At 69.7% G+C, this 20498-nt stretch carries 17 protein-coding genes; 6 read left to right on the top strand and 11 right to left on the bottom strand.

Annotated features, from left to right (window positions below; genetic code table 11):
* The first annotated feature begins 30 nt into the window (after nt 1–30).
* Nucleotides 31–567, top strand: coding sequence for a gluconokinase (locus C3B61_RS07720; protein ID WP_103460152.1), 537 nt, complete (start codon nt 31–33; stop codon nt 565–567).
* 118 nt (nt 568–685) lie between these two features.
* Here the strand turns inward: C3B61_RS07720 and C3B61_RS07715 are convergent, their stop codons facing one another.
* Nucleotides 686–1315, bottom strand: coding sequence for a hypothetical protein (locus C3B61_RS07715; RefSeq protein ID WP_103460091.1), 630 nt, complete (start codon nt 1313–1315; stop codon nt 686–688).
* Nucleotides 1316–1370: 55 nt separating this feature from the next.
* The gene (locus C3B61_RS07710; RefSeq protein WP_088454822.1) at nt 1371–1886 is read right to left on the bottom strand and encodes a mycothiol transferase; all 516 of its coding nucleotides are present in this window, start codon (nt 1884–1886) and stop codon (nt 1371–1373) included.
* 154 nt (nt 1887–2040) lie between these two features.
* On the opposite strand from C3B61_RS07710, the gene hutH reads away from it, so the two are divergent.
* From hutH to hutI, 5 genes are all read left to right on the top strand, one after another.
* Nucleotides 2041–3621: a histidine ammonia-lyase gene (hutH, locus tag C3B61_RS07705; RefSeq protein WP_103460090.1), complete on the top strand. Its 1581-nt coding sequence runs from the start codon at nt 2041–2043 to the stop codon at nt 3619–3621.
* Nucleotides 3622–3662: 41 nt separating this feature from the next.
* Nucleotides 3663–5414 (top strand): urocanate hydratase, encoded by a 1752-nt coding sequence (gene hutU / locus C3B61_RS07700; RefSeq protein ID WP_103460089.1) that lies wholly within the window; start codon nt 3663–3665, stop codon nt 5412–5414.
* Nucleotides 5407–6615: an allantoate amidohydrolase gene (locus tag C3B61_RS07695; RefSeq protein ID WP_103460151.1), complete on the top strand. Its 1209-nt coding sequence runs from the start codon at nt 5407–5409 to the stop codon at nt 6613–6615. Before hutU ends, C3B61_RS07695 begins: the two co-directional genes overlap by 8 nt.
* Nucleotides 6612–8075 (top strand): formimidoylglutamate deiminase, encoded by a 1464-nt coding sequence (locus tag C3B61_RS07690; RefSeq protein ID WP_244285873.1) that lies wholly within the window; start codon nt 6612–6614, stop codon nt 8073–8075. Before C3B61_RS07695 ends, C3B61_RS07690 begins: the two co-directional genes overlap by 4 nt.
* Nucleotides 8076–8195: 120 nt before the next feature.
* On the top strand, nt 8196–9404 hold the full coding sequence (gene hutI, locus C3B61_RS07685) for an imidazolonepropionase (RefSeq protein ID WP_103460088.1): 1209 nt from the start codon (nt 8196–8198) through the stop codon (nt 9402–9404).
* Nucleotides 9405–9441: 37 nt separating this feature from the next.
* On the opposite strand, the gene C3B61_RS07680 is transcribed toward hutI, so the two are convergent.
* From C3B61_RS07680 to C3B61_RS07640, 9 genes are all read right to left on the bottom strand, one after another.
* Nucleotides 9442–10872, bottom strand: a complete 1431-nt coding sequence (locus C3B61_RS07680) for a Mur ligase family protein (RefSeq protein ID WP_244285872.1) — start codon at nt 10870–10872, stop codon at nt 9442–9444.
* 274 nt (nt 10873–11146) lie between these two features.
* Nucleotides 11147–11950: an ABC transporter permease gene (locus C3B61_RS07675; RefSeq protein ID WP_244285879.1), complete on the bottom strand. Its 804-nt coding sequence runs from the start codon at nt 11948–11950 to the stop codon at nt 11147–11149.
* 109 nt (nt 11951–12059) lie between these two features.
* Complete coding sequence (locus C3B61_RS07670; RefSeq protein ID WP_103460087.1) at nt 12060–13085, bottom strand: ABC transporter ATP-binding protein; 1026 nt, start codon at nt 13083–13085, stop codon at nt 12060–12062.
* On the bottom strand, nt 13082–14134 hold the full coding sequence (locus C3B61_RS07665) for a LolA family protein (protein ID WP_208858786.1): 1053 nt from the start codon (nt 14132–14134) through the stop codon (nt 13082–13084). The genes C3B61_RS07670 and C3B61_RS07665 overlap by 4 nt, the downstream gene beginning before the upstream one ends.
* Nucleotides 14135–14188: 54 nt before the next feature.
* Nucleotides 14189–15046: an aminoglycoside phosphotransferase family protein gene (locus C3B61_RS07660; RefSeq protein WP_103460086.1), complete on the bottom strand. Its 858-nt coding sequence runs from the start codon at nt 15044–15046 to the stop codon at nt 14189–14191.
* Nucleotides 15047–15084: 38 nt separating this feature from the next.
* Nucleotides 15085–15942: a Cof-type HAD-IIB family hydrolase gene (locus C3B61_RS07655; protein ID WP_103460085.1), complete on the bottom strand. Its 858-nt coding sequence runs from the start codon at nt 15940–15942 to the stop codon at nt 15085–15087.
* An 80-nt stretch (nt 15943–16022) separates the two neighbouring features.
* Nucleotides 16023–17444 carry a glycoside hydrolase family 1 protein gene (locus C3B61_RS07650; protein ID WP_103460084.1) on the bottom strand — a complete coding sequence of 474 codons (1422 nt, stop codon included), beginning with the start codon at nt 17442–17444 and terminating at the stop codon, nt 16023–16025.
* Between the two features lie 99 nt (nt 17445–17543).
* The gene (locus C3B61_RS07645) at nt 17544–19406 is read right to left on the bottom strand and encodes a beta-glucoside-specific PTS transporter subunit IIABC (RefSeq protein ID WP_244285871.1); all 1863 of its coding nucleotides are present in this window, start codon (nt 19404–19406) and stop codon (nt 17544–17546) included.
* A 189-nt stretch (nt 19407–19595) separates the two neighbouring features.
* Entirely contained in the window at nt 19596–20483 is an 888-nt protein-coding gene (locus C3B61_RS07640; RefSeq protein WP_103460082.1) for a PRD domain-containing protein, read from the bottom strand.
* Nucleotides 20484–20498 lie beyond the last annotated feature (15 nt).

Genomic DNA, 20498 nt, shown 5'->3' with positions numbered 1-20498 from the left:
TTCGAGAATCAGCAACCCGTGCTCGTGATCATGGGAATCTCCGGATCCGGCAAGTCCACCGTGGCGGGAATCCTCGCCGGCCAGCTCGGCTGGGACCTCGAAGAGGGCGACGACCTGCACCCGCAGGAGAACATCGACAAGATGTCCTCTGGCGAGCCTCTCAACGATGAAGACCGCGCGCCGTGGCTCGACACGATCTCCTCGTGGATCATCGAGCACTCCATGGCGGGCGTGCCCGGCATCATCACCTGTTCGGCGCTCAAGCGCCGCTACCGCGACGTGCTGCGCGAGCACAACGTGATCTTTGTGCACCTGACCGGGTCGAAAGACCTGATCGGGCGCCGCCTGGCCACCCGGCACGACCACTACATGCCCACCTCGCTGCTCGACTCGCAGGTGGACGCGCTCGAGCCGCCGGAGCCCGACGAGAACGCGATCACCATCGACGCCGGCCGGAAGCCCGCCGAGGAGGCCGCCGAGATCGTGCGCCGCCTCGGCCTCACGCCGAGCCCCGGTTCGTCGAGCCTCGGCGCGCGCGATCCCGGCCAGTCCTCGGTCGCCCGCTAGCCCAGCGCCACATCTGTGCCCGATTCGGACATCTGCGCCCGGCACACCGGGCGCAATTGTCCGCACCGGGAACAGTTGTCTGCTGGTACGGGTGCGGTCAGGGTGGATGCGCAGCGCGTCAGGTGAGGTCGGGATGCCCGGCGGGCAGGGCGTGCCGCTGGCCGGCGGCGTGCAGCTTCTGGTTCTTGCTCTCCCAGTCGCCCAGCGCCTGGCGCATCGGGTTGAGTGCACGTGTTTCGGGGCAGGCAGCGGCCGACTTGCCGCATCCGCAGTGCTGCGGGTCGGCGGGCGTCACCCGGTGCAGGCTGTCGATCTCCCAGAGCACGGCCATGGCCGCATCCGTTCGGCGCTGGCCGAGCTCGGCCTTGCGCTCGGCCCGCTTGAGCACCTCGGTCTCGAGCAGGCCGCGCAGGCCCGCGTCGGGCCCGCGGTCGAAGCGGCCGGCCACGATGCCGGTGAGGTCGGCGACCTGGGCGGCCAACGCCGCAATCTCGGCGTCCCGCTCGGCGATCGTCGCGGTGGTCGTCGCGTCCAGCTCCTGAAGGGTCTCTTGCTGCGCGGCGAACTGCCCCAGCCACAATTTGATGTGGTCGGCGTCGCGCTGCTCGGCCTTTTCGGGCCCGAGGTGGCGCAGGCAGTGGCCGCACACGACCTGGTCGGTCGCCGAGGTGAAGTGGAACGGCTGCAGCGACTGGCAGCAGAAGCACTGCGCCAGCACGTTCACATACAGCGGATACGAGTGGGCCACGGGCTCTCCAGTGTCGAGGTGCTGACACCGAGCCTAGCCGGGCGATCGGCCCGGCTCAGAGCAGGCCGGCCCGCTGCGCCAACCCGCGCACGTACGCGGCCTGGCCGGCGTGCTGCAGATCGTCGGCGATCACGCTGACCAGCCGCACCGCCAGGGTCACCGGCGGGGTCCAGCGGGTGTCGACGATGCGACTGAAATCGTCCTCGTGCAGGGTGGCCAGGTAGCCGAGGGTGCGTTCGTGCACCGCGTCGAAGTAACCCTGCAGCAGGTCAGCACCGGCCCGCACCGCGGCCACCTCGGTGGAACCCTGGCCGTAGCCGGTCGCCGTCGGCGCGAAGGGGAGGTTGAACCGTTTCTGCCAGCCCGCCGACGTCCACAGTTGGGGCTCGCCCATGAGATCGGCCACGTGGTTGTCTTGCACCCGGGTGAGGTGCCAGACCAGCCACGCGATGGTGTTCGCCTCGTGGTCGGCCCGGTACCCCAGCAGCTCGGGGCCGGCTCCGACGAGGGCGGCGTGCACAGCCCCCTGCACACGGCCGAACGCATCCGTGATCAGGTCGGTCGACAGCATCCGGTACCTCCTGTGGGTCGACGACCGGCCCACCCGAGGACCCGTTCACGCGCCACCCTAACCCGCTGTGGGGATCCGGCAAGTGTCTCGTATCCGAGACACCAAGTCGGCTGAGCCCCGTGCGCCGAGGACCGGGCAGGAGTCAGATGGACACATGCACACCGTCGACACCGTCCTGCCCGCCACCAACATCACCCCGTCCCCCGTCACAGTGGGCACCGGCCCGGTCTCCGTGGCGGATGTCGTGGCCGTCGCCCGCCACGACGCCCCGGTGCTGCTCGGCGATGACGCCCGCGCCGCCGTGGCCGCCAGCCGGGCCACCATCGAGGTGCTCGCCACCGACACGGCGCCGCACTACGGCATCTCCACGGGCTTCGGCGCCCTGGCCACCACCTTCATCGACGCCGCCGATCGCACCCGGCTGCAGCAGAGCCTGGTGCGCTCACACGCGGCCGGCTCCGGCCCCGAGGTGGAACGGGAGACCGTGCGCGCCCTGATGTTGTTGCGCCTGTCCACCCTGCTCACCGGGCGCACCGGCATCCGTCTGTCGACCGCGGAGGCGTATGCCGGCCTGCTCAACGCCGGCATCACCCCGATCGTGCGCGAATACGGCTCGCTCGGCTGCTCGGGCGACCTGGCCCCGCTGGCGCACTGCGCCCTGGCGCTGATGGGCGAGGGCACCGTGCGCGACCGCGCCGGTACTGAGCTGCCCGCCGCCGACGCCCTGGCCGCCGCCGGCCTCGAGCCGGTGCTCCTGGCCGAGAAGGAGGGCCTGGCCCTGATCAACGGCACGGATGGCATGCTCGGCCAGCTCAGCCTGGCCCTGCACGACCTGCAGACCCTGTTCTCCACCGCCGACGTGGCCGCCGCGATGAGCATCGAGGCCCTGCTCGGCTCCGACGCCGTCTTCGCCGCCGACCTCGCCGGCCTCCGCCCGCAGCTGGGTCAGCAGGCCTCCGCCGAGAACCTCCGCCACCTGCTCGCCGGCTCGCCGATCGTGGCCAGCCACCAGACCCCGGAGTGCACCCGGGTGCAGGACGCGTACTCGCTGCGCTGCGCCCCGCAGGTGCACGGCGCCGCCCGGGACACCGTTGAGCACGCGGGCCGCATCGCCGACCGCGAACTGGCCTCAGCGATCGACAACCCCGTCGTCACTCTCGACGGCCGGGTCGAGTCCAACGGCAACTTCCACGGCGCCCCGGTCGCCTACGTGCTCGACTTCCTCGCCATCGCCGTCGCGGACGTGGCGAGCATGTCCGAGCGCCGCACCGACCGGATGCTCGATCCGGCCCGCAACAACGGTCTGCCGGCCTTCCTCGCCCACGACGTGGGGGTCGACTCCGGCCTGATGATCGCCCAGTACACCGCCGCCGGCATCGTCTCCGAGCTCAAGCGCCTCGCCGTGCCGGCCTCGGTCGACTCGATCCCCTCCTCGGCCATGCAGGAGGACCACGTATCCATGGGCTGGCACGCCGCCCGCAAGCTCCGCACCGGCATCGACGGCCTCGCCCGGGTGCTCGGCATCGAGATCATGACCGCGAGCCGCGCCCTCGACCTGCGCGCGCCGCTGAAGCCCGGGCCCGCGACCGGTGCCGTGCTGGCCGAGGTGCGCCGGGGCGTTGCCGGCCCCGGCCCCGACCGGTTCCTCTCCCCCGAAATCGAGTCGGTCGCCGCATCCGCACGCAGCGGCGCCTTACTCGACGCCGCCCAGACCATGACCGGCTCGCTGTACTAACCGCATCCGCACGCTCAGCTCTCGAGAAAGCAGACCCGCTCATGACCGACCTGACCGACAGCACGGCGCCAGCAGCCGCGGATGTGCCGGCCACCGACCCGCACGCCCCGCGCGTCGTGCGCGCCGCCCGCGGCAACACCCTCACCGCCAAGAGCTGGCAGACCGAGGGCCCGCTGCGGATGCTGATGAACAACCTCGACCCCGAGGTCGCCGAGCACCCGGAGAAGCTGGTGGTCTACGGCGGCACCGGCAAGGCTGCCCGCAACTGGGCGGCGTATGACGTCATCGTGCGCACCCTCACCACGCTGGAGAAGGATGAGACCCTGCTTGTGCAGTCCGGCAAGCCGGTGGGCGTGTTCCGTACCCACGAGTGGGCGCCCCGGGTGCTGATCGCCAACTCCAACCTCGTCGGCGACTGGGCCACCTGGCCGGAGTTCCGCAGGCTCGAGGCCCTGGGCCTCACCATGTACGGCCAGATGACCGCCGGATCCTGGATCTACATCGGCACCCAGGGCATCCTGCAGGGCACCTACGAGACCTTCGCCGCCGTGGCCGCCAAGAGGTTCAACGGCACCCTGGCCGGCACCCTCACCCTCACCGGCGGCGCCGGCGGCATGGGCGGCGCCCAGCCGATGGCGGTCACCCTCAACGAGGGCGTCGTGCTCATCGTCGACGTCGACCCGTCCCGGCTCGAGCGCCGGGTCGAGCGCGGCTACCTCGACGAGATGACCGACGACATCGACGACGCCATCGCCCGGGTGCTGGCGGCGAAGGCCGATCGCCGGCCACTGTCGGTGGGCCTGGTCGGCAACGCCGCCACGGTGTTCGCCGAGCTCCGCGCCCGCGAGGTACCCATCGATATCGTCACCGACCAGACCAGCGCACACGACCCGCTCGCGTACCTGCCCGAGGGCGTCAGCGTCGCCGACTGGCACGCCTACGCGGCCGACAAACCCGAAGAGTTCACCGACCGGGCCCGCGCCGCGATGGCCAAGCAGGTGCAGGCGATGGTCGATTTTCAGGATGCCGGAGCCGAGGTCTTCGACTACGGCAACTCCATTCGCGCCGAGGCGCTGCTCGGCGGCTGCGAGCGGGCGTTCGAGTTCCCCGGCTTCGTGCCCGCCTACATCCGGCCGCTCTTCGCCGAGGGCAAGGGCCCGTTCCGCTGGGCGGCGCTCTCCGGCGACCCGGCCGACATCGCGGCCACCGACAAGGCCATCGTGGACCTGTTTCCTCATGACGAGCACCTGCGTCGCTGGATCACCGCCGCCGGCGAGAAGGTGCGCTTCGAGGGCTTGCCCGCCCGCATCTGTTGGCTCGGCTACCAGGAACGCCACCTGGCCGGCCTCAAGTTCAATCAGATGGTCGCCTCCGGCGAACTGTCCGCCCCGATCGTGATCGGCCGTGATCACCTCGATTCCGGCTCGGTCGCCTCGCCCTACCGGGAGACCGAGGCCATGAAAGACGGGTCAGACGCCATCGCCGACTGGCCGCTGCTGAACGCCCTGCTGAACACCGCGTCCGGCGCCACCTGGGTCTCGATCCACCACGGCGGCGGGGTCGGCATCGGCCGCAGCATCCACGCCGGCCAGGTGATCGTGGCCGACGGCACCCCGCTGGCCGCCGAGAAGATCGAACGGGTGCTCACCAACGACCCGGGCACCGGCGTCATGCGCCACGTCGACGCCGGCTACGAACGCGCCGAAGAGGTGGCCCGCGAACGCGGCCTGCGGGTGCCGATGTGGGAGACGGATGCGCCCGCCGGCTCGGTCGCGGATGCGCCGCATGCCTGACCTCATCGCGCACGGCCTGCTGGCCGGCCTCGACGAGATCGCCGACACCGGCAGGGACCGGCGTGCCGCCGGCTACTCCCGGCACCTCTGGGAGCCGGCCGAACACGAGCTGCGGGCCTGGTTCACCGAACGTGCCGAGCGGCTCGGGCTGGCTGTGGAGACAGACCGCAACGGCAACACCTGGGCTTGGTGGGGCGAACCTGGCGCGGATGCCGTGGTGGTCGGCAGCCACCTCGACTCGGTGCCCGGCGGCGGCGCCTACGACGGCCCGCTCGGCGTGGTCTCCGCCCTCGACGCCGTCGCCCGACTGCAGGCCGCCGGTTTCGTGCCGAGCCGGCCCTGCGCCGTGCTGGTGTTCGCCGAGGAGGAGGGCTCGAGATTCGGGGTGGCCTGCCTCGGTTCCCGGCTGCTCTCCGGCGCGATCGACGCCGATACGGCCCGTGCCCTGACGGACCGGGCGGGAATCACCCTCGCCGAGGCGGCGAAAACGGCCGGGCTCAACCCTGCACACCTGGGCCGAGACCAGGCCGCCCTCGACCGCATCGGCATATTCCTGGAACTGCATGTGGAGCAGGGCCGCCGCCTGATCGACCTCGGTGAACCCGTCGCGGTGGCCTCCTCCATCCTCGCCCACGGGCGCTGGCGGCTGAGTTTCACCGGCCAGGGCAACCATGCCGGCGCCACCCCGATGTCCGGCCGCCGCGACCCCATGGTGGCCGCGGCACATGCCATCGTCGCGGTGCAGCAGGCCGCCCTGGCCAACCCGGGGGCCCGTGCCACCGTCGGCCGCATCGAGGCGATACCCGGCGGCACCAACGTGATCCCCTCGGCCGTCACCGCCTGGCTGGACGCCCGCGCGGACACCGACGACCAGGCCCGCGCCGTGGTCGGCGACATCACCGCCCGGCTGCAGGCCCCGCACTCCGGCTGCGCCGCGACCGTGGTCGAGGAGTCCTGGACCGGCACCGTCACCTTCGACCCGGAGCTGGCCGCCCGCCTGGCCCTCGCGCTCGGCGGCGTGCCCGCGCTGGCCACGGGAGCCGGCCACGACGCCGGAGTGCTCGCCGCCCGGCTGCCCACCGCGATGCTGTTCGTGCGCAACCCCACCGGCATTTCGCACTCCCCCGAGGAATTCGCCACCCTGGCGGATTGCCTCGCCGGCGTCGACGCCCTCGACACCCTGCTGCGGGAGCTGCTGTGACCTCGCCCCCGGCGAGCAGCCCGCTGCCGACAGGCGCCACCTACTGGTGCGAGGCGCTGCTGGTCGACGGCGTCGCGGTCGCCGGCGTGCGCCTGTCCGCCGGCATCGACGGCCGCCTGACCGACCGCACCGATGGTGTTCCGGTCGAGCCCGGCGACATCCGCCTCGGCACTGTTCTGCCCGGGCTGGCCAACGCGCACTCGCACGCCTTCCACCGGGCACTCCGCGGCCGCACCCACGACCAGGGCGGCGATTTCTGGCACTGGCGTGAGTCCATGTACGCCGTGGCGCAGGCGCTCACCCCCGAGCGCTATCTGCGGCTGGCGCGGGCCGTTTTCGCCGAGATGCTGGTCAGCGGCTACACCGCCGTCGGCGAATTCCACTACCTGCACCACCAGTCGGGCGGCGCGCCATACCCGCAGGCCCACGCCATGGAGCTCGCGCTGGCGACCGCGGCCCGCGAGGTGGGCATCCGCTTGGTGCTGCTGGACACCAGCTACCTGGCCGGCGGTATCCATACCCCGTTGCGGCCCGAGCAACGCGCCTTCAGCGACGGTTCCGCCGCCGGCTGGCTGGCCCGCTGGGCGCGTCTGCGCGAGACTCTCGACGCGGATGCCGCCGCCCGGCCGGCCGAACCGGCCCTGGTCAGCCTCGGTGCCGCGCTGCACTCCGTGCGGGCAGTCCCGACGGAGGCCATGCGCGAGATCCTCGCCGGGTTGCCGGCCGACGTTCCGCTGCACATCCACCTCTCCGAACAGGTGCAAGAGAACGCTGACTGCCTGGCCGCATACGGGGTCACGCCGACCGGAGTGCTCGACGGCCTCGGCGCCCTCACACCACGGTTGAGCGTGGTGCACGCCACCCACCTCAGCGACGACGACGTGCGCCTACTCGGCACCAACGGTGTCACCGTATCGATGTGCCCGAGCACCGAGGCCGACCTCGGCGACGGCATCGGTCCGGCCCGGGCCCTGGCCGACGCGGGCTCACCGGTCGCCCTGGGCTCCGACCAGAACGCCGTGATCGACCCGTTCCTGGAGCTGCGCGGCCTGGAGATGGGCGAACGCCTGGCCTCCGGTTGTCGCGGCCGGTTCACCCCGGCGGAGCTGCTGCAGGCCGCCGGCACCGACGGTTACGCCGCCCTCGGCCTCGGTCGGGCGCGCCTGGTCCCGGGTGACCCGGCCGACCTGGTCGAGGTCGATGCGCGCAGCATCCGCACCATCGGGGCCCGGCTCGACCAGCTAGTGCTCGCCGCCACGGCGACCGACGTGCGGCGGGTGATCGTGGCCGGCCGCATCGTCGCCGACAGCGGCCGCTTGGTGGGCACCGCCGCGGCCGCCCTCGCCCTCGACGGGTCGCCCGCGGCGCTCCTCGGCGATGCGCTCGACGCCCTCGATCCCTTCGACGCCCTCAGCTCCCCCGACACAGGCAGCTTCCCCGCCGCCCCGAGCCCCGCATGACCACCCGCGCCCGGCTCTTCTGTGCCCCATGCGGACAACTGTTACCGGCGCACCGGCCACAATTGTCCGGAACAGGAACAGTTGCATCACCGTTCTTCACCCCGACCGGAAGGCCCCACGATGACCGCCGAACTGATCACCGGGATCGCAGAGCTCACCACCCAAGCCGCCGAGTCCAGCCATGACAGTCATGACGACAACAGGCTGGCGGATGCCGCGCTCGTGATCGAGAACGGCCGCATCGCCTGGATCGGGCCGGCCGCGGACGCGCCCGCCGCCGACAGCGAGGTGAATGTGCACGGCCGGGCGGTGCTCCCCGGTTGGGTCGACACCCACACCCACCTGGTTTTCGCCGGTGACCGGGCTGCCGAGTTCGAGGCCCGCATGGCCGGGCAGAGATATGCCGCCGGCGGCATAGCCACCACGGTGGCCGCCACCCGGGCAGCGAGCGAGGCCGATCTGGTCGCCAATGCCCGCCGCCTCCGCCGGGAGGCCGCTGCCTCGGGCACCACCTTCCTGGAGACCAAGACCGGCTACGGCCTCGACCTGGCCACCGAACTCCGCGGTGCCAGGGCGGCGGCCGAGGTCGCCGATGTCGTCACCTTCCTCGGCGCCCACCTGGTGCCGCCGGGCATCGACCGGCGCGACTACCTCGACCTGGTGACAGGTCCGATGCTTCAGGCGGTGGCCCCGCACGTCGACTTCATCGACGCGTTCTGCGACACCGGAGCGTTCGACGTCGACGAGTGCCGCGAGGTGCTGCTCGCCGGCCGGGCCGCCGGGTTGGGCCTCCGCCTGCACGGCAACCAGCTCGGCGCCGGCGGTGGCGTGCGGCTCGCCGTGGAGCTCGGCTGCGCCAGCGTGGACCACTGCAACCACCTCGACGACGCCGACGTCGACGCCCTGGCCGGCTCCGACACCGTGGCCACCCTGCTTCCGGCCTGCGACCTGTCCACCCGGCAGCCGTTCCCGCCCGCCCGTCGGCTGCTCGATGCGGGCGCACACATCGCGCTGGCCAGCAACTGCAACCCGGGCACCTCGTACACCACGTCGATGCCGTTCTGCGTGGCCACGGCGGTGCTGCAGATGGGCCTGACCGTGCGCGAGGCGGTCTGGGCGGCCACCCGCGGCGCGGCGCGGGCGGTCGGCCGTGAGCACGGGCCCGATGCCGTGGGCTCGCTCCGCATCGGCGGCCGCGCCGATCTGCAGGTGCTCGATGCCCCGTCGGTGGCACATCTGGCCTACCGGCCGGGGGTGCCGCTCTGCGTCGCCACCTGGACCGAGGGTGTGCGCGCCGACCCCCACGCAAGCCGTGACTTAAGCACCTGAAACCGGGAGTTTTGGTGATTAGGTCACAGTTCGCGAGTTAGGAGACCGGCCAGCCGTGCCGGGCGAGGGCCTCCCGGGCCAAAGCGCGCGCCGAGTACGGTGTGCGCACGCCTCGAATGTCGCGGTAGTCCTGGTGGCCGGGTCCGGCCCAGAGGATGGCGTCGCCGTCCCTGGCCAGGTCGACCGCGTAGTCGATCGCGGCCTCCGGCGGGGAGACCTCCACGATCTGCTTGGTGGGGAAGGCTTCCCTGGCGGCGTCCACGAGCATCCGTCGGATGCTGGCCGGGTCTTCGAAGCGGGGGTGGTGGTCGGTGATGACCACGATGTCGGAGCCGGCCGCCGCGACGCGCGCCATTTCGGGGCGCTTGACCGGGTCCCGGTCGCCGTCGGCGCCGAAGAGCATGATGACCCGGCCCGTGGTGACGGCCTTGACCGCACGCAGGGTCTTTTCGAACGCGTCGGAGCTGTGGCCGAAGTCCACGTAGACGCGCGGGCCGGTCGGACCGGACACGCTCTCGGTGCGGCCGGGGATGTACACCTCGATGCCGTCCTGCAGCGCCGCCTGCACCCGGGCGGCGTCGTAGCCGGCCTCGACGATCATCGCCACGGCCAGCCCGGCGTCCGCGACGAGGTGGTCGCCCAGCAGCGCGACCGTCGTTTCGACGAACTCGCCGGCCCGGTTCTGCACCCGGAACCGGGTGGCCTCCGGCAGGGCCTCGAGGATGTCCAGGCGCCAATCCGGGTCGGTCTTGGCATCCGCCGAGATCGAGGTCACCGGGATCTTCGGCTCGGACAGCAGCTTGAGGCCCCAGGGGGTCTCCATGCTCACGACGCCTCTGCGGGCGCGGTCCGGCCGGAACAGAAGCTCCTTGGCGTCGAAGTAGTTCTCCATGGTGCCGTAGTCGTCGAGGTGGTCGATCGAGAGGTTGGTGAAGCCGGCGACGTCGAAGACGATGCCGTCGACCCTGCCGTGGGTCAGGCCCTGGGCGCTGACTTCGAGCACCACGGCCTCCACCTGCTTTTCCTTCATGCGGGCGAGGAGAGCGTGCACGTCGGTGGCCTCGGGGGTGGTGAGCCTGGAGACGAAGACCTCGCCCGCGATGTGGCGTTCGGCCGTGGTGGACAGGCCGGTGACCAGGCCCATCTGGCGCAGCACGGCCTCGAGCACGTAGGCGGTGGTGGTCTTGCCGTTGGTTCCGGTGATGCCGAAGATCGTGGGGGCGCTGTCGGCGGTGCCGTAGATGAAGGCGCTGAGTTCGCCCAGTCGGCCGCGCAGGTTGTCGCTCACGAGAACGGGCACGCCGGCGGCACGCGCCTCGGCCTCGCCGTCTGCATCGGTGAGCACGGCCACCGCGCCGGCCTGCACCGCGCCGTCGGTGTACGCGGCGCCGTGGCCGTTCTTGCCGGGCAGGGCCACAAAAAGGTCGCCCGGCTGCACCGACTGGGTGGAGAGGGCGATGCCCGTCACGATTGTGCCCGCGTCGGCCGGGGCGCACGAGGTGTCGGCCCGAACGGCGACATCCGCCAAGCGAACCCGCGGCGGGCTGCTCGGTCTAACGACGGGTGGGGTACTTTCGATTGCCAAAACAGATGCCTCCGGATTCACCCCCCGAATGAGGGCAGAATATTACCGTAGGCTCCCGTTCTGCAAGGGACCTGCGATAGCGGCCCGTTCTGGCACACTCATGTCAATTGCATAGAAAGCGGCGCAGCGCGGGCCCGTCTCGGGTTGCCCGGCGACCTCAGCTCAGGATGTCCTTGGTGGCGAATCGGCCGTAGGCGAGCGCCCCGAAGACCAGCAGATAGCCGCCCTGCAGCAACGCATTGGCGCCGAACGAGGTGAAATCGATCGGTTGGCGCAGCAGGTCGGCGAAGTCGAGCCAGTAGTGGCTGAACAGCCACGGATGCAGCCAGTCCAGTTGCGGCAGCGAGTCGAGCACCTGCGCCACGACCGAGAGCACGATGGTGGCGGCCATCGCCCCGACGGACACCACGGTGAGGGTGGAGAAGAACAGCCCGATGGCCGAGAGGCCGAGCAGTGAGACCGTGACGTAGCCGGCGATGAGCAGGGCCCGCAGGAATGACTCGGCCAGGCTGATGGTGTCTCCGGAGAGCAGGGTCAGCGGGCCGACCGGGAACAGTGCCAGCCCGGCGAGCACCCCGGCGGTGACGACGGTGAGCGTGGCCGCGAGGCAGAACACCGCGGCGCCGATGTACTTCACCACGAGCAACCAGACCCGCCCGGCCGGGGCCGCGAGCAGGTAGCGCAGGGTGCCCAGGCCGGCCTCGCCCGCGATGGTGTCCCCCGCGACGACGCCCACGGTGAGCGGCAGGAACAGCGGGATCGACACGATCAGTCCGGTCACGGCGACGAACAGGCCGTTCTGGGTGACCTGGTCGAGGAACGGCGGACCGCGGCCGGGGGTCGGCTCCTGCGAGGAGAGCCGCACGGCGACGGCGATGAGCACCGGCACCGCGGCCAACGCGAGCAGCAGCGCCCAGGTGCGGCGGCGGCGGAAGAGCACCGTCAGTTCGGAGACCAGCAGCGCCCAGGCGCCGCCGGGTCGGGGCGAGCCGGTCGGCGCCGTCGCCGAGGATGCCGCAGGCCCACTCTCGGGCGCCGCTCTGTCGGACACCGACCTATCGGACACCGTCTTATCGGACAACGTCGAACCCCTCTCCGGTGAGAGCCACGAAGCGGTCCTCGAGGCTGGTGTCCTGCAGGTGGAAGCCACGCACCCGCACCCCGGCGGCGACGAGCGCCGCGACGAGGTCTTCCTCTGCGAGGTGTCCGCCTGCGGGCACCTCGAGGGGGGCGCTCACCCAGTGGTCGGCGGGCCGGTTCGAGGAACCGCCGGCGGCGGAGAAACTCTCGGCGCCGCGCTCGTCCGGCGCGGACTCCAGCTCGGCCACCAGTCCGGCGGCGGCCAGCACCCGGATCGCCGCCGCGGCATCCGGGGTTCGCACCCGCACCCTGGCTTCACCGGCGCGCAGCTCGTCGAGGGTGCCCTGGGACACCAGGCGTCCGGCGCTCATGATGGCCGCGTGCGTGCACATGTGCTCCACCTCGGCGAGCAGATGGCTGGACACGAAGACCGTGGTGCCCTCGCCGGCCAAGGATCGCACCAGGGCGCGCACCTCGCGGGTGCCCTGCGGGTCGAGCCCGTTGGTCGGTTCGTCCAGCACGAGCAGTCGGCGCGGCATCAGCAGGGCGTTCGCGATGCCCAGGCGCTGCTTCATACCCAGCGAGTACGCCGACACCTTCTTGCCCGCAGCGTTCGACAGGCCCACCCGGTCCAGCGCGCGGTCCACCCGGGCCCGGCGGCTGCGGCCGGGCGCGGCGCGATCGGCGGAGTCGAGCCGGCGCAGGTTGGCGGCGCCGGAGAGGAACGGGTAGAACGCGGGGCCCTCCACCAGGGCGCCCACCTGCGGCAGCACCCTGGCCAGGCGGCCCGGCATCGACTCACCGAGCAGGCTAACCTCGCCGCTGGTGGCCGCGGCGAGGCCGAGCATCACCCGGATGCTGGTGGTCTTGCCCGACCCGTTCGGGCCGAGGAAGCCGAACACCGAGCCCATCGGCACGGCAAGGTCGATGGCGTCCACGGCGATCTGGCGGCCGAACCGCTTGGTAAGAGCCCGGGTCTCGATGGCCAGGTCGCCGGCCCGGGCGGCGATGGTCACTCCTGGGCTGCGGCGGCCTGCAGCCGCTCCACAGGGACGGAACCGGCGAAGACCCGGCCGTCGTCCGTGATCAGCACGCTCATGAGGGTGGCGCTCAGGGCCCGGCCGCCGTCAACGGCGTCGGTGAGCTGGCTGTACAGGGGTGAGGCGGTGAGTTCGGCCATGGCCGCGGCATCCGCGCCGGCCGGCACAGACACGACGGCGTCCCAGCCGGAGCCCGTGACGGTCACGCCGCTGGTCTCGCCCTCGGGGTGGCCGGCCGCGTCCTTGGTGGGCAGGGACTCCTCGGTGACCGTGGCTCCGGCCGGCGCGGTGAAGACGAACAGGTCGGCGGGCGGGGCGTCGAAGCTGAGCGAGGTGAAGGCCACGCTGATCGCGGGCTCCGCGGCCTCCAGCGCCTCGACCTGCACGCGCAGCGGCAGCCCGGTCTCGGAGTCGACCGCGATCGAGACGGATCCCACCAGGGTGTCGTCGGTGTTCGGGGTGAGCACCAGCTCGTACGCGGTGCGACCGGCCACCTCGGTGTTCTCACCCAGGGTCACCTCGGTGCTTGGCGCCACCTCGGCGAGGAACGTGTCGGCCATCTCGCTCGGCGTGTAACCCGGCGCCGACCGGTCACCCGTGTCGGCCGGCAGGGTCGTGTGCGCGGCGGTGTTGTCGGCGGAGTCGTAGAGCCAGAGGTCGGCGCCGTTCTGAATCAGGTTGCGCTCGGTCATGGTGTCCTGCACCTGTACCCGGCTCTGGTCGGGGCCGTTCTGGTAGACCCGTACGGTGTGACTGCCGGTGAGCAGGTCGAGGGCGTCGGCGAACTCGGCGGTGGCGGCGTCCCCGGTGCTGGGGATCTCGGGCAGTCCGAGTTCCGAGGTCTGCTCGATGGTGCCGGAGAAGGTGTCGACGGTGCTGCCGGCCGCCAGTTCGAGCACGTCCTGCGGGGTCTTGTCCGGCAGGTCAACGGCCGCGCCGGCCTGCAACGGAACCGCGAGGACCCCCGCGACGATCACGGCGGGAACCGCGACGGCGGGCATCCACTTCAACCAGGTTCGGGACATGACAGAAGACCTCCAGTGTCACCACATAGAACTGCGCAATGCGTATCCCCGACACTACGCTCCGATGCTGAAAGTTCCACTCGACTTAGACCCGTCGTTCAGGCTTTCCAACAGGAGTTCCGCCACGGCGCGGGCGGTTCGGGCGTGCCAGGTGGGAATGGCGTCGCCCCGCGCCCAGGCCAGGGACAGACCGCACCAGGCGATGGTCCACTCCGCTAGCGTCACCGGGTCGATGCTCGCCTGGCGGCTGATGGTGTTCAGCCGCGCCGCGAGATTGTCGAGCGCGGCCGTCTCTGTCGGGTTGCAGAGGATGTTGGCGAAGTCGAAGGCGCGATGCCCGATCAGGCCCTTCGGATCGATCACCGCCCAGCGGTCGCCGAAGTCGAGCACGTTGCCATGGTGGATGTCGCCGTGCAGCACCGCAACATCCGCCGGCGGCGTCGTGGCCAGCAGCCGTTCGGCCCGTTCGGCCGCCCGCCGCAGCACCGGGTCGTCGGACCGGGTGGTGAGCAGGACCTGGAACCAGTCGCGGAGGGCGACGAGAGGCACCTCGCCGGATGAGGGCGGTGTGCGCTCGTGCAAGGTCAGCGCGCTCTGCACGAGGACGGCTGTCGCTGCCGCATCCTGACCCGCCGCCGCCATGACCGTCAGATCGCGAGAACCGGTCGCTCGCACCATCAGCGTCGCCCGGTCGGTCCGCGCCAACACCCGCGCGGCTCCGTGCCCGCCCCACCACTCGAGGAGGGTGGCACCCCGAGCTTCCTCCTCCACCAGCGCGATCTTGAGCATCACGGCTTCACCCCCGCGGGTACCGGGCATGAGCTCGCTCGACGGTGTCGAGAACCCCGTCCCCACGGGCGTCACACCCCACGCGGTCAGCCGCGTGCGCATCTCGGCCGAGGACTCGTTCATCCGCTCAGGCTACCCGCGCAACCCGGGGCGAGCAGCCCTCAGATCAGGCCGTGGCGGCGGAACGCGTTCCAGACGCCGTCGTCCAGGACCGAGGTGGTGACCTCGTCGGCGTGCGCCTTGACCGTGTCGGTGGCGTTGCCCATGGCGATGCCGACGCCGCAGACCTGCAGCATCTCGATGTCGTTGGTGCTGTCGCCGATGCCGATGGCGGATGCCGCGTCGATGCCGAGCTTGTCGAGCAGCTGCAGGAGGGTCGTGCCCTTGTTCACCCCGTCAAGGGTGACCTCGCCGCTGCCCTTACCCATGTGCGGGATGGTGCCGGTGATCACGTGGAAGTCGCCGCTGAGCGCTTCCGACACCCTGTCGAAGGCCGTGAGGTCGGCGGCGAGGAACACGGACTTCGCGATGCCGCTGTAACGAAGCGGTCGTACGTCGGCGAATGCCTTCAGCGCGGGGTGCTCGTCGGCGTCGGTCACGGAGGCCAGGTCGGTGCGGGTTTCACCCTTCCGTTCGCTGTCGTCGTCGAGGTACGCCGCGAACCGCCCCCGAACCCCGGGGCTCGGGAAGAGCTCGTCGTAGGACTGCAGGTAGAAGTCGTACCCCGACTCCTCATAGAAGCCGACCATTCGGGCGACCGCATCCTCGGGCATCGTGCGGGAGATCACGAGTTCGTCGCCGATCTCGGCGAAACCGCCACCGGCGGTGATGGCACCGTCGAAGCCGATGTCGCGGATCGCCGCGTAGATTTCCACCGAAGCCCGCCCGGTGCTCAGGTAGACCAGGTGCCCGTTCGCCCTGGCGGTCCGCACCGCCTCGATGGTGGACGGGGCGATCACTTCGCCCGAGTCGATGAGGGTGCCGTCCACGTCGAGAAAAGCGATGCGCGGGGAAATCATGTGGAGCTCCAAACGAGGCGGTCTCCGGAGCCGAACCGGGCCCGGGAGACCACCTAAGGGTTAGTACGTATAAATCGACGCTAGCGGGTGAGGCTGGCACCGTTCGACTCGATGACCTCGGCGTACCAGTCGAAGGACTTCTTCTTGTACCGGTCGAGGGTGCCGCTGCCGTCGTCGTTGCGGTCGACATAGATGAACCCGTAGCGCTTGCTCATCTGTGCCGTGCTGGCACTGACGAGGTCGATACAGCCCCAGGGTGTGAAGCCCATCACATCCACACCATCGGTGAGCGCCTCACCGACCTGCACGAGGTGGTCGTTCAGGTAGGCGATGCGGTAGTCGTCGATGACGGTCTTGCGGCCGTCGACCTCGACGAGTTCGTCCTTGGCACCCAGGCCGTTCTCCACGATGAACAGCGGCTTCTGCCAGCGGTCCCAGAACTGGTTGAGCACGATGCGCAGGCCCACGGGGTCGATCTGCCAGCCCCACTCGGATGCCTTCAGCGTCGGGTTGCGCACGCCGGGGAAAATGTTGCCCTCGCCCATCACCCGCTGCGAATCGTCGGCCGTCTCGGCCACACTCACGTAGTAACTGAACGAGACGAAGTCGACGGTGTTCTCTTTGAGGACCGCGCGGTCGTCGTCGGTGATGACAAGGTCGACGCCCTGGTCGCGCAGGCTCCGCAGGTAGTAGCCCGGGTATTCACCGCGCACGTGGATGTCGCCGAACGCGAGGTTGGTGCGCTCGGTGGTGAGTGACGCCATCATGTCATCGGGAGACGGCGACAGCGGGTACACCGGCATTGCGAGGATCATGCAGCCGACCTGGGCGTTCGGGGCGAGCTCGCGGGCGGCCTTGGTAGCCAGCGCGCTGGCAACCAGCTCGTTGTGCACGGCCTGGTACAGGTCGGTTTTGGTGAGCTGGCCCTTGGGTGTGTTGATACCGCCAGAGAGGAGCGGGGCGTGCAGCACGGAGTTGATCTCGTTGAACGTGAGCCAGTACTTCACCCGGGCGCCGTAGCGGGCGAAGAGCACGCGGGCGTAGCGCTCGTAAAAGCCGATCAGCTCGCGGTTGACCCAGCCGTCGTAGGTGTCGGTGAGGTGGAGCGGCGTCTCGTAGTGCGAGATGGTCACCAGCGGCTCGATGCCGTGCTTTTCGCACTCGTCGAGAACCCGCTCGTAGAACGCGAGGCCCTCTTCGTTGGGCTCGGCCTCGTCGCCGAGCGGGAAGATCCGGCTCCAGGCGATGGAGAAGCGGAAGGTCTTGAAGCCCATCTCGGCGAACAGGGCGATGTCTTCGGCGTAGCGGTGGTAGAAGTCGATGGCCACCTGCTTGAGGTTGTCGTCGGTGGGGCCGTCGGTACGCGGCGTAGTGATGCCCTGGGGCATGACGTCCTGGATCGACAGGCCCTTGCCGCCCTCGTTGTATGCGCCTTCGATCTGGTTCGCGGCAGTGGCGCCGCCCCAGAGGAAATCAGCGGGAAACGTTATGGAATCAGTCATTCGTGTGCTCCTTCTATTACGCAGTGCAGATGTGGTGCAGTGCACGGGGCGGAGGAGCGGTCGGGCCGCTCCTCTGCCGAGACGTGCTGGGTGTGCTTGTTAGGCGATGGCTAGTTCTGCTTCGGCGATGGCGAGGAAAAGGGCGTCACCGTGGGCCACCGGTCCCGATGCGGGCGAGCCGATAGTCGGGTACTTCTTCGGGTTGGTGATGATGACCGGCGTGGTCACGTCGTAGCCGGCCGCGGTGATCGCGGCTATGTCGAACTCCACCAGGAGGTCGCCGGCCCTGACCTGCTGGCCCTTTTCGACCTTGAGGGAGAAGTGCTTTCCGCCGAGCTTGACGGTGTCGAGTCCGATGTGGATCAGCGCTTCGGCGCCATCGGCGTGCTGCAGGCCGATCGCGTGACCGGTCGGGAACGCGGCGACCACGAGAGCGTCGAACGGGGCGTACAGAGCGCCGACGCGGGGGATGATCGCGACACCCTTGCCGAGTGCGCCACCGGCGAAGACGGCGTCGGGAACCTCGGTGAGCGGCACGGCGGTGCCGTCCAGCGGGCTGAGGACGACAAGGTCGGTGCCATCCACCGGAGCGGCGGTCTCGGCGACCGGGTCCGTGAAACCGACGATGACGGTGAGGAGGAACGGCACCAGGACGGCGACGGCAAGGCCGAGGACCAGCATCACGACGCTTCCCTCGCTGAATAGCGCGGGCAGGCCCAGTGCCGATGGGAGCACGAAGGCGTTGCCGGCCACACCGCCCGCCGAAATCATCCCGCCGCCGATGACACCGCCGATGATTCCATACAGGAACGGGCGCTTGAGCGGCAGATTCACGCCGTAGATTGCTGGCTCGGTGACACCGGCCAGGAAGCCAGACAGCGCCGCGGGGGCCGCGAGGGACCTCAGGTTCGCGTCTTTGGTGCGAACCCAGACACCGGTGACGGCCGCGGCCTGCGCCAGAACTGCAGCGAAGAGTGGCGCCAGGAGGTAGGTCAAACCTGTGCTCTGCAACTCGGCCGTCATCAGGGGAACAAATCCCCAGTGCAAGCCGAAGATCACGAAGACCTGCCAGAGGCCACCCATAATGGCGCCACCGAGCCACGGCAGAACGGTGAAAATCCAGCCGATGCCACCGGCGAGGCCGCCGCTGATCAGGTTGGAGAGCGGGCCGATGGCGAGGAAGGTCAACGGAACAAGAATGGCAACCAGGAGCATCGGGGTGACGAACCGGCGGATCGCGGCGGGAAGCTTGGTGTAGAGAAAGCGCTCGGCGTGGCTCTGCAGCCAGACGATGACGATGATCGGGATAACACTCGACACGTAGCTGACCATTGTGACGGGGATGCCGAAGAAGGTGATGTCGGGCACCCCGTTGAGGGCGACGATCGACGGATAGACGAAGGCGCCGGCGATCGCGAGTGAGGTGAACTGCTCGGCCTTGAAGTACTTCGCCGCCGTGATCGCCAGTGCGAGCGGCAGGAAATTGATGAACGCATCCGACAGCGCATTGAGGATCACGTAGGTCGTGGTCGTGTTGTCGAGCCAGCCGAAGGTGACCGCCGCGGCGAGGAACGCCTTGAGCAGGCCCGTTCCGGCCAGAGCCCATACCAGCGGGGTGAAAATCGCCGAGATCATCGCAATGAAACGGTTGAGAAGGTTTCTCTTGGGTCCGTGCGAGGCGGACGTCTCGTTCGCTGACAGACCGGCGAGCTTGGAGATCTTCGCGATCTCGGCGAACACCTCTGGCACCTCATTGCCAATGACGACCTGGTACTGGCCGCCGGCTTCTGCCGTGGCGATGACGCCGGGCGAGGCCTTAACGGCGGCCTTGTCGATCTTCGAGTCGTCCTTGATGACAAACCTCAGGCGCGTCGCGCAGTGCACGAGCGACGATACATTTTGTTCGCCGCCAACGCCCTTGAGGACCGCAGCAGCGGTCTTGGAATAATCCATCTGTGTCATTCGCCTTCCGCCGCGGCATCGCGACTTCTGTCTCTGAGAAGCGGCTCACGGTGTTTTGGGCAAAAAAAAGACCTGAACTCAGACATCGCGCTATGCGATGAGAGTCCAGGTTTTGCCTGCTTGCGCAGTAACAATCCGAAGAGCTTCCACAGGTCGTCTTCGCCCTGCGACGCTCACGCTAGCACACCGTCAGGGCGCCGCGCCATCCACAACCTGGTTGGCCAGGCGCTCCACGTGCACGATCACGTAGAGGAGTTCTTCATCGGTGAGATCGGAGCCGGTGGCTTCACTGACGTACAGCTTGACGTCGGCGGCGATCGCGTACGAGCGCGGATAACTGTGTTTAGCGAACTCGAAGAACGACGTGTCGGAGCCTCGCAGCATCGTCTGGGCCACGAGTCGCTGCAGGAGGAATTGGATGTGCAGGATGAACCGCGCGTAGTCCGGGCTCGCCACGTCCAGCTGCACGCCGAGGCCGCCCTCAACCGTGGTGACCACGTGCTGTACCCGACGGAAGAGCAACGCCGCGGTGCCGTTGGGCTCGTCTCGGGTCGCGTTGAGAATATGCATCGTGAGGAATACGGCCTCCTCCGCCGGGAGGTCGGTCTGCAGACTGGCACTGACGGATCGTGCCATCGCCAGCGCCGCGTCGAATTCCTGCGGGTGCAGCACGCGCAATTCGGGCATCGCCGTGCTCGGGATCCGAATGCCTTTCTGCATACGCTCGAGCACGTATTGCACGTGGTCGATGATGGCCATCGGCAGCCGCCGACCGAGGCTGCGCCCCAGGATCCGCTCGGCCTCATCGACGGCGGCCGTGACGGCCTCGATGACCGGATACGGCACCGAGGCGAGCAGCTGCCGGGCGTGATCGGCTCCGCTGCCCTGCTCGAGGATGAAGGTCTTCTCGACCTTCGCCGGGTCGATGGTGTCGGTGGGCTGCAACTGGAATCCCAGCCCCCGTCCCATCAGTACCCGTTCCTGGCCGGCGCTGTCGACCGAGATGACGACGTTGTTGTTGAGCACCTTGTGCGCCACAACGGCCGGGCTGCGCGCCACGCTGCGGTCCGTCGTCATGGCCGAAGTTTACAG

It is taken from the genome of Cryobacterium zongtaii (assembly GCF_002909375.1).
Taxonomy (GTDB): domain Bacteria; phylum Actinomycetota; class Actinomycetes; order Actinomycetales; family Microbacteriaceae; genus Cryobacterium; species Cryobacterium zongtaii.
Note: the sequence above shows the minus strand (reverse complement) of the source record. Positions and strands in the feature narration are given on the sequence as shown.

Excerpts from the sequence above, each read along its gene's own strand:
- C3B61_RS07640 (WP_103460082.1), bottom strand. The coding sequence starts at position 20,483 with ATGACGACGGACCGCAGCGTGGCGCGCAGCCCGGCCGTTGTGGCGCAC.
- C3B61_RS07655 (WP_103460085.1), bottom strand. The coding sequence starts at position 15,942 with ATGATTTCCCCGCGCATCGCTTTTCTCGACGTGGACGGCACCCTCATC.
- C3B61_RS07720 (WP_103460152.1), top strand. The coding sequence starts at position 31 with ATGGGAATCTCCGGATCCGGCAAGTCCACCGTGGCGGGAATCCTCGCC.
- C3B61_RS07710 (WP_088454822.1), bottom strand. The coding sequence starts at position 1,886 with ATGCTGTCGACCGACCTGATCACGGATGCGTTCGGCCGTGTGCAGGGG.
- C3B61_RS07650 (WP_103460084.1), bottom strand. The coding sequence starts at position 17,444 with ATGACTGATTCCATAACGTTTCCCGCTGATTTCCTCTGGGGCGGCGCC.
- C3B61_RS07695 (WP_103460151.1), top strand. The coding sequence starts at position 5,407 with ATGCCTGACCTCATCGCGCACGGCCTGCTGGCCGGCCTCGACGAGATC.
- C3B61_RS07660 (WP_103460086.1), bottom strand. The coding sequence starts at position 15,046 with ATGAACGAGTCCTCGGCCGAGATGCGCACGCGGCTGACCGCGTGGGGT.
- hutI (WP_103460088.1), top strand. The coding sequence starts at position 8,196 with ATGACCGCCGAACTGATCACCGGGATCGCAGAGCTCACCACCCAAGCC.
- hutH (WP_103460090.1), top strand. The coding sequence starts at position 2,041 with ATGCACACCGTCGACACCGTCCTGCCCGCCACCAACATCACCCCGTCC.
- C3B61_RS07665 (WP_208858786.1), bottom strand. The coding sequence starts at position 14,134 with ATGTCCCGAACCTGGTTGAAGTGGATGCCCGCCGTCGCGGTTCCCGCC.
- C3B61_RS07645 (WP_244285871.1), bottom strand. The coding sequence starts at position 19,406 with ATGACACAGATGGATTATTCCAAGACCGCTGCTGCGGTCCTCAAGGGC.
- hutU (WP_103460089.1), top strand. The coding sequence starts at position 3,663 with ATGACCGACCTGACCGACAGCACGGCGCCAGCAGCCGCGGATGTGCCG.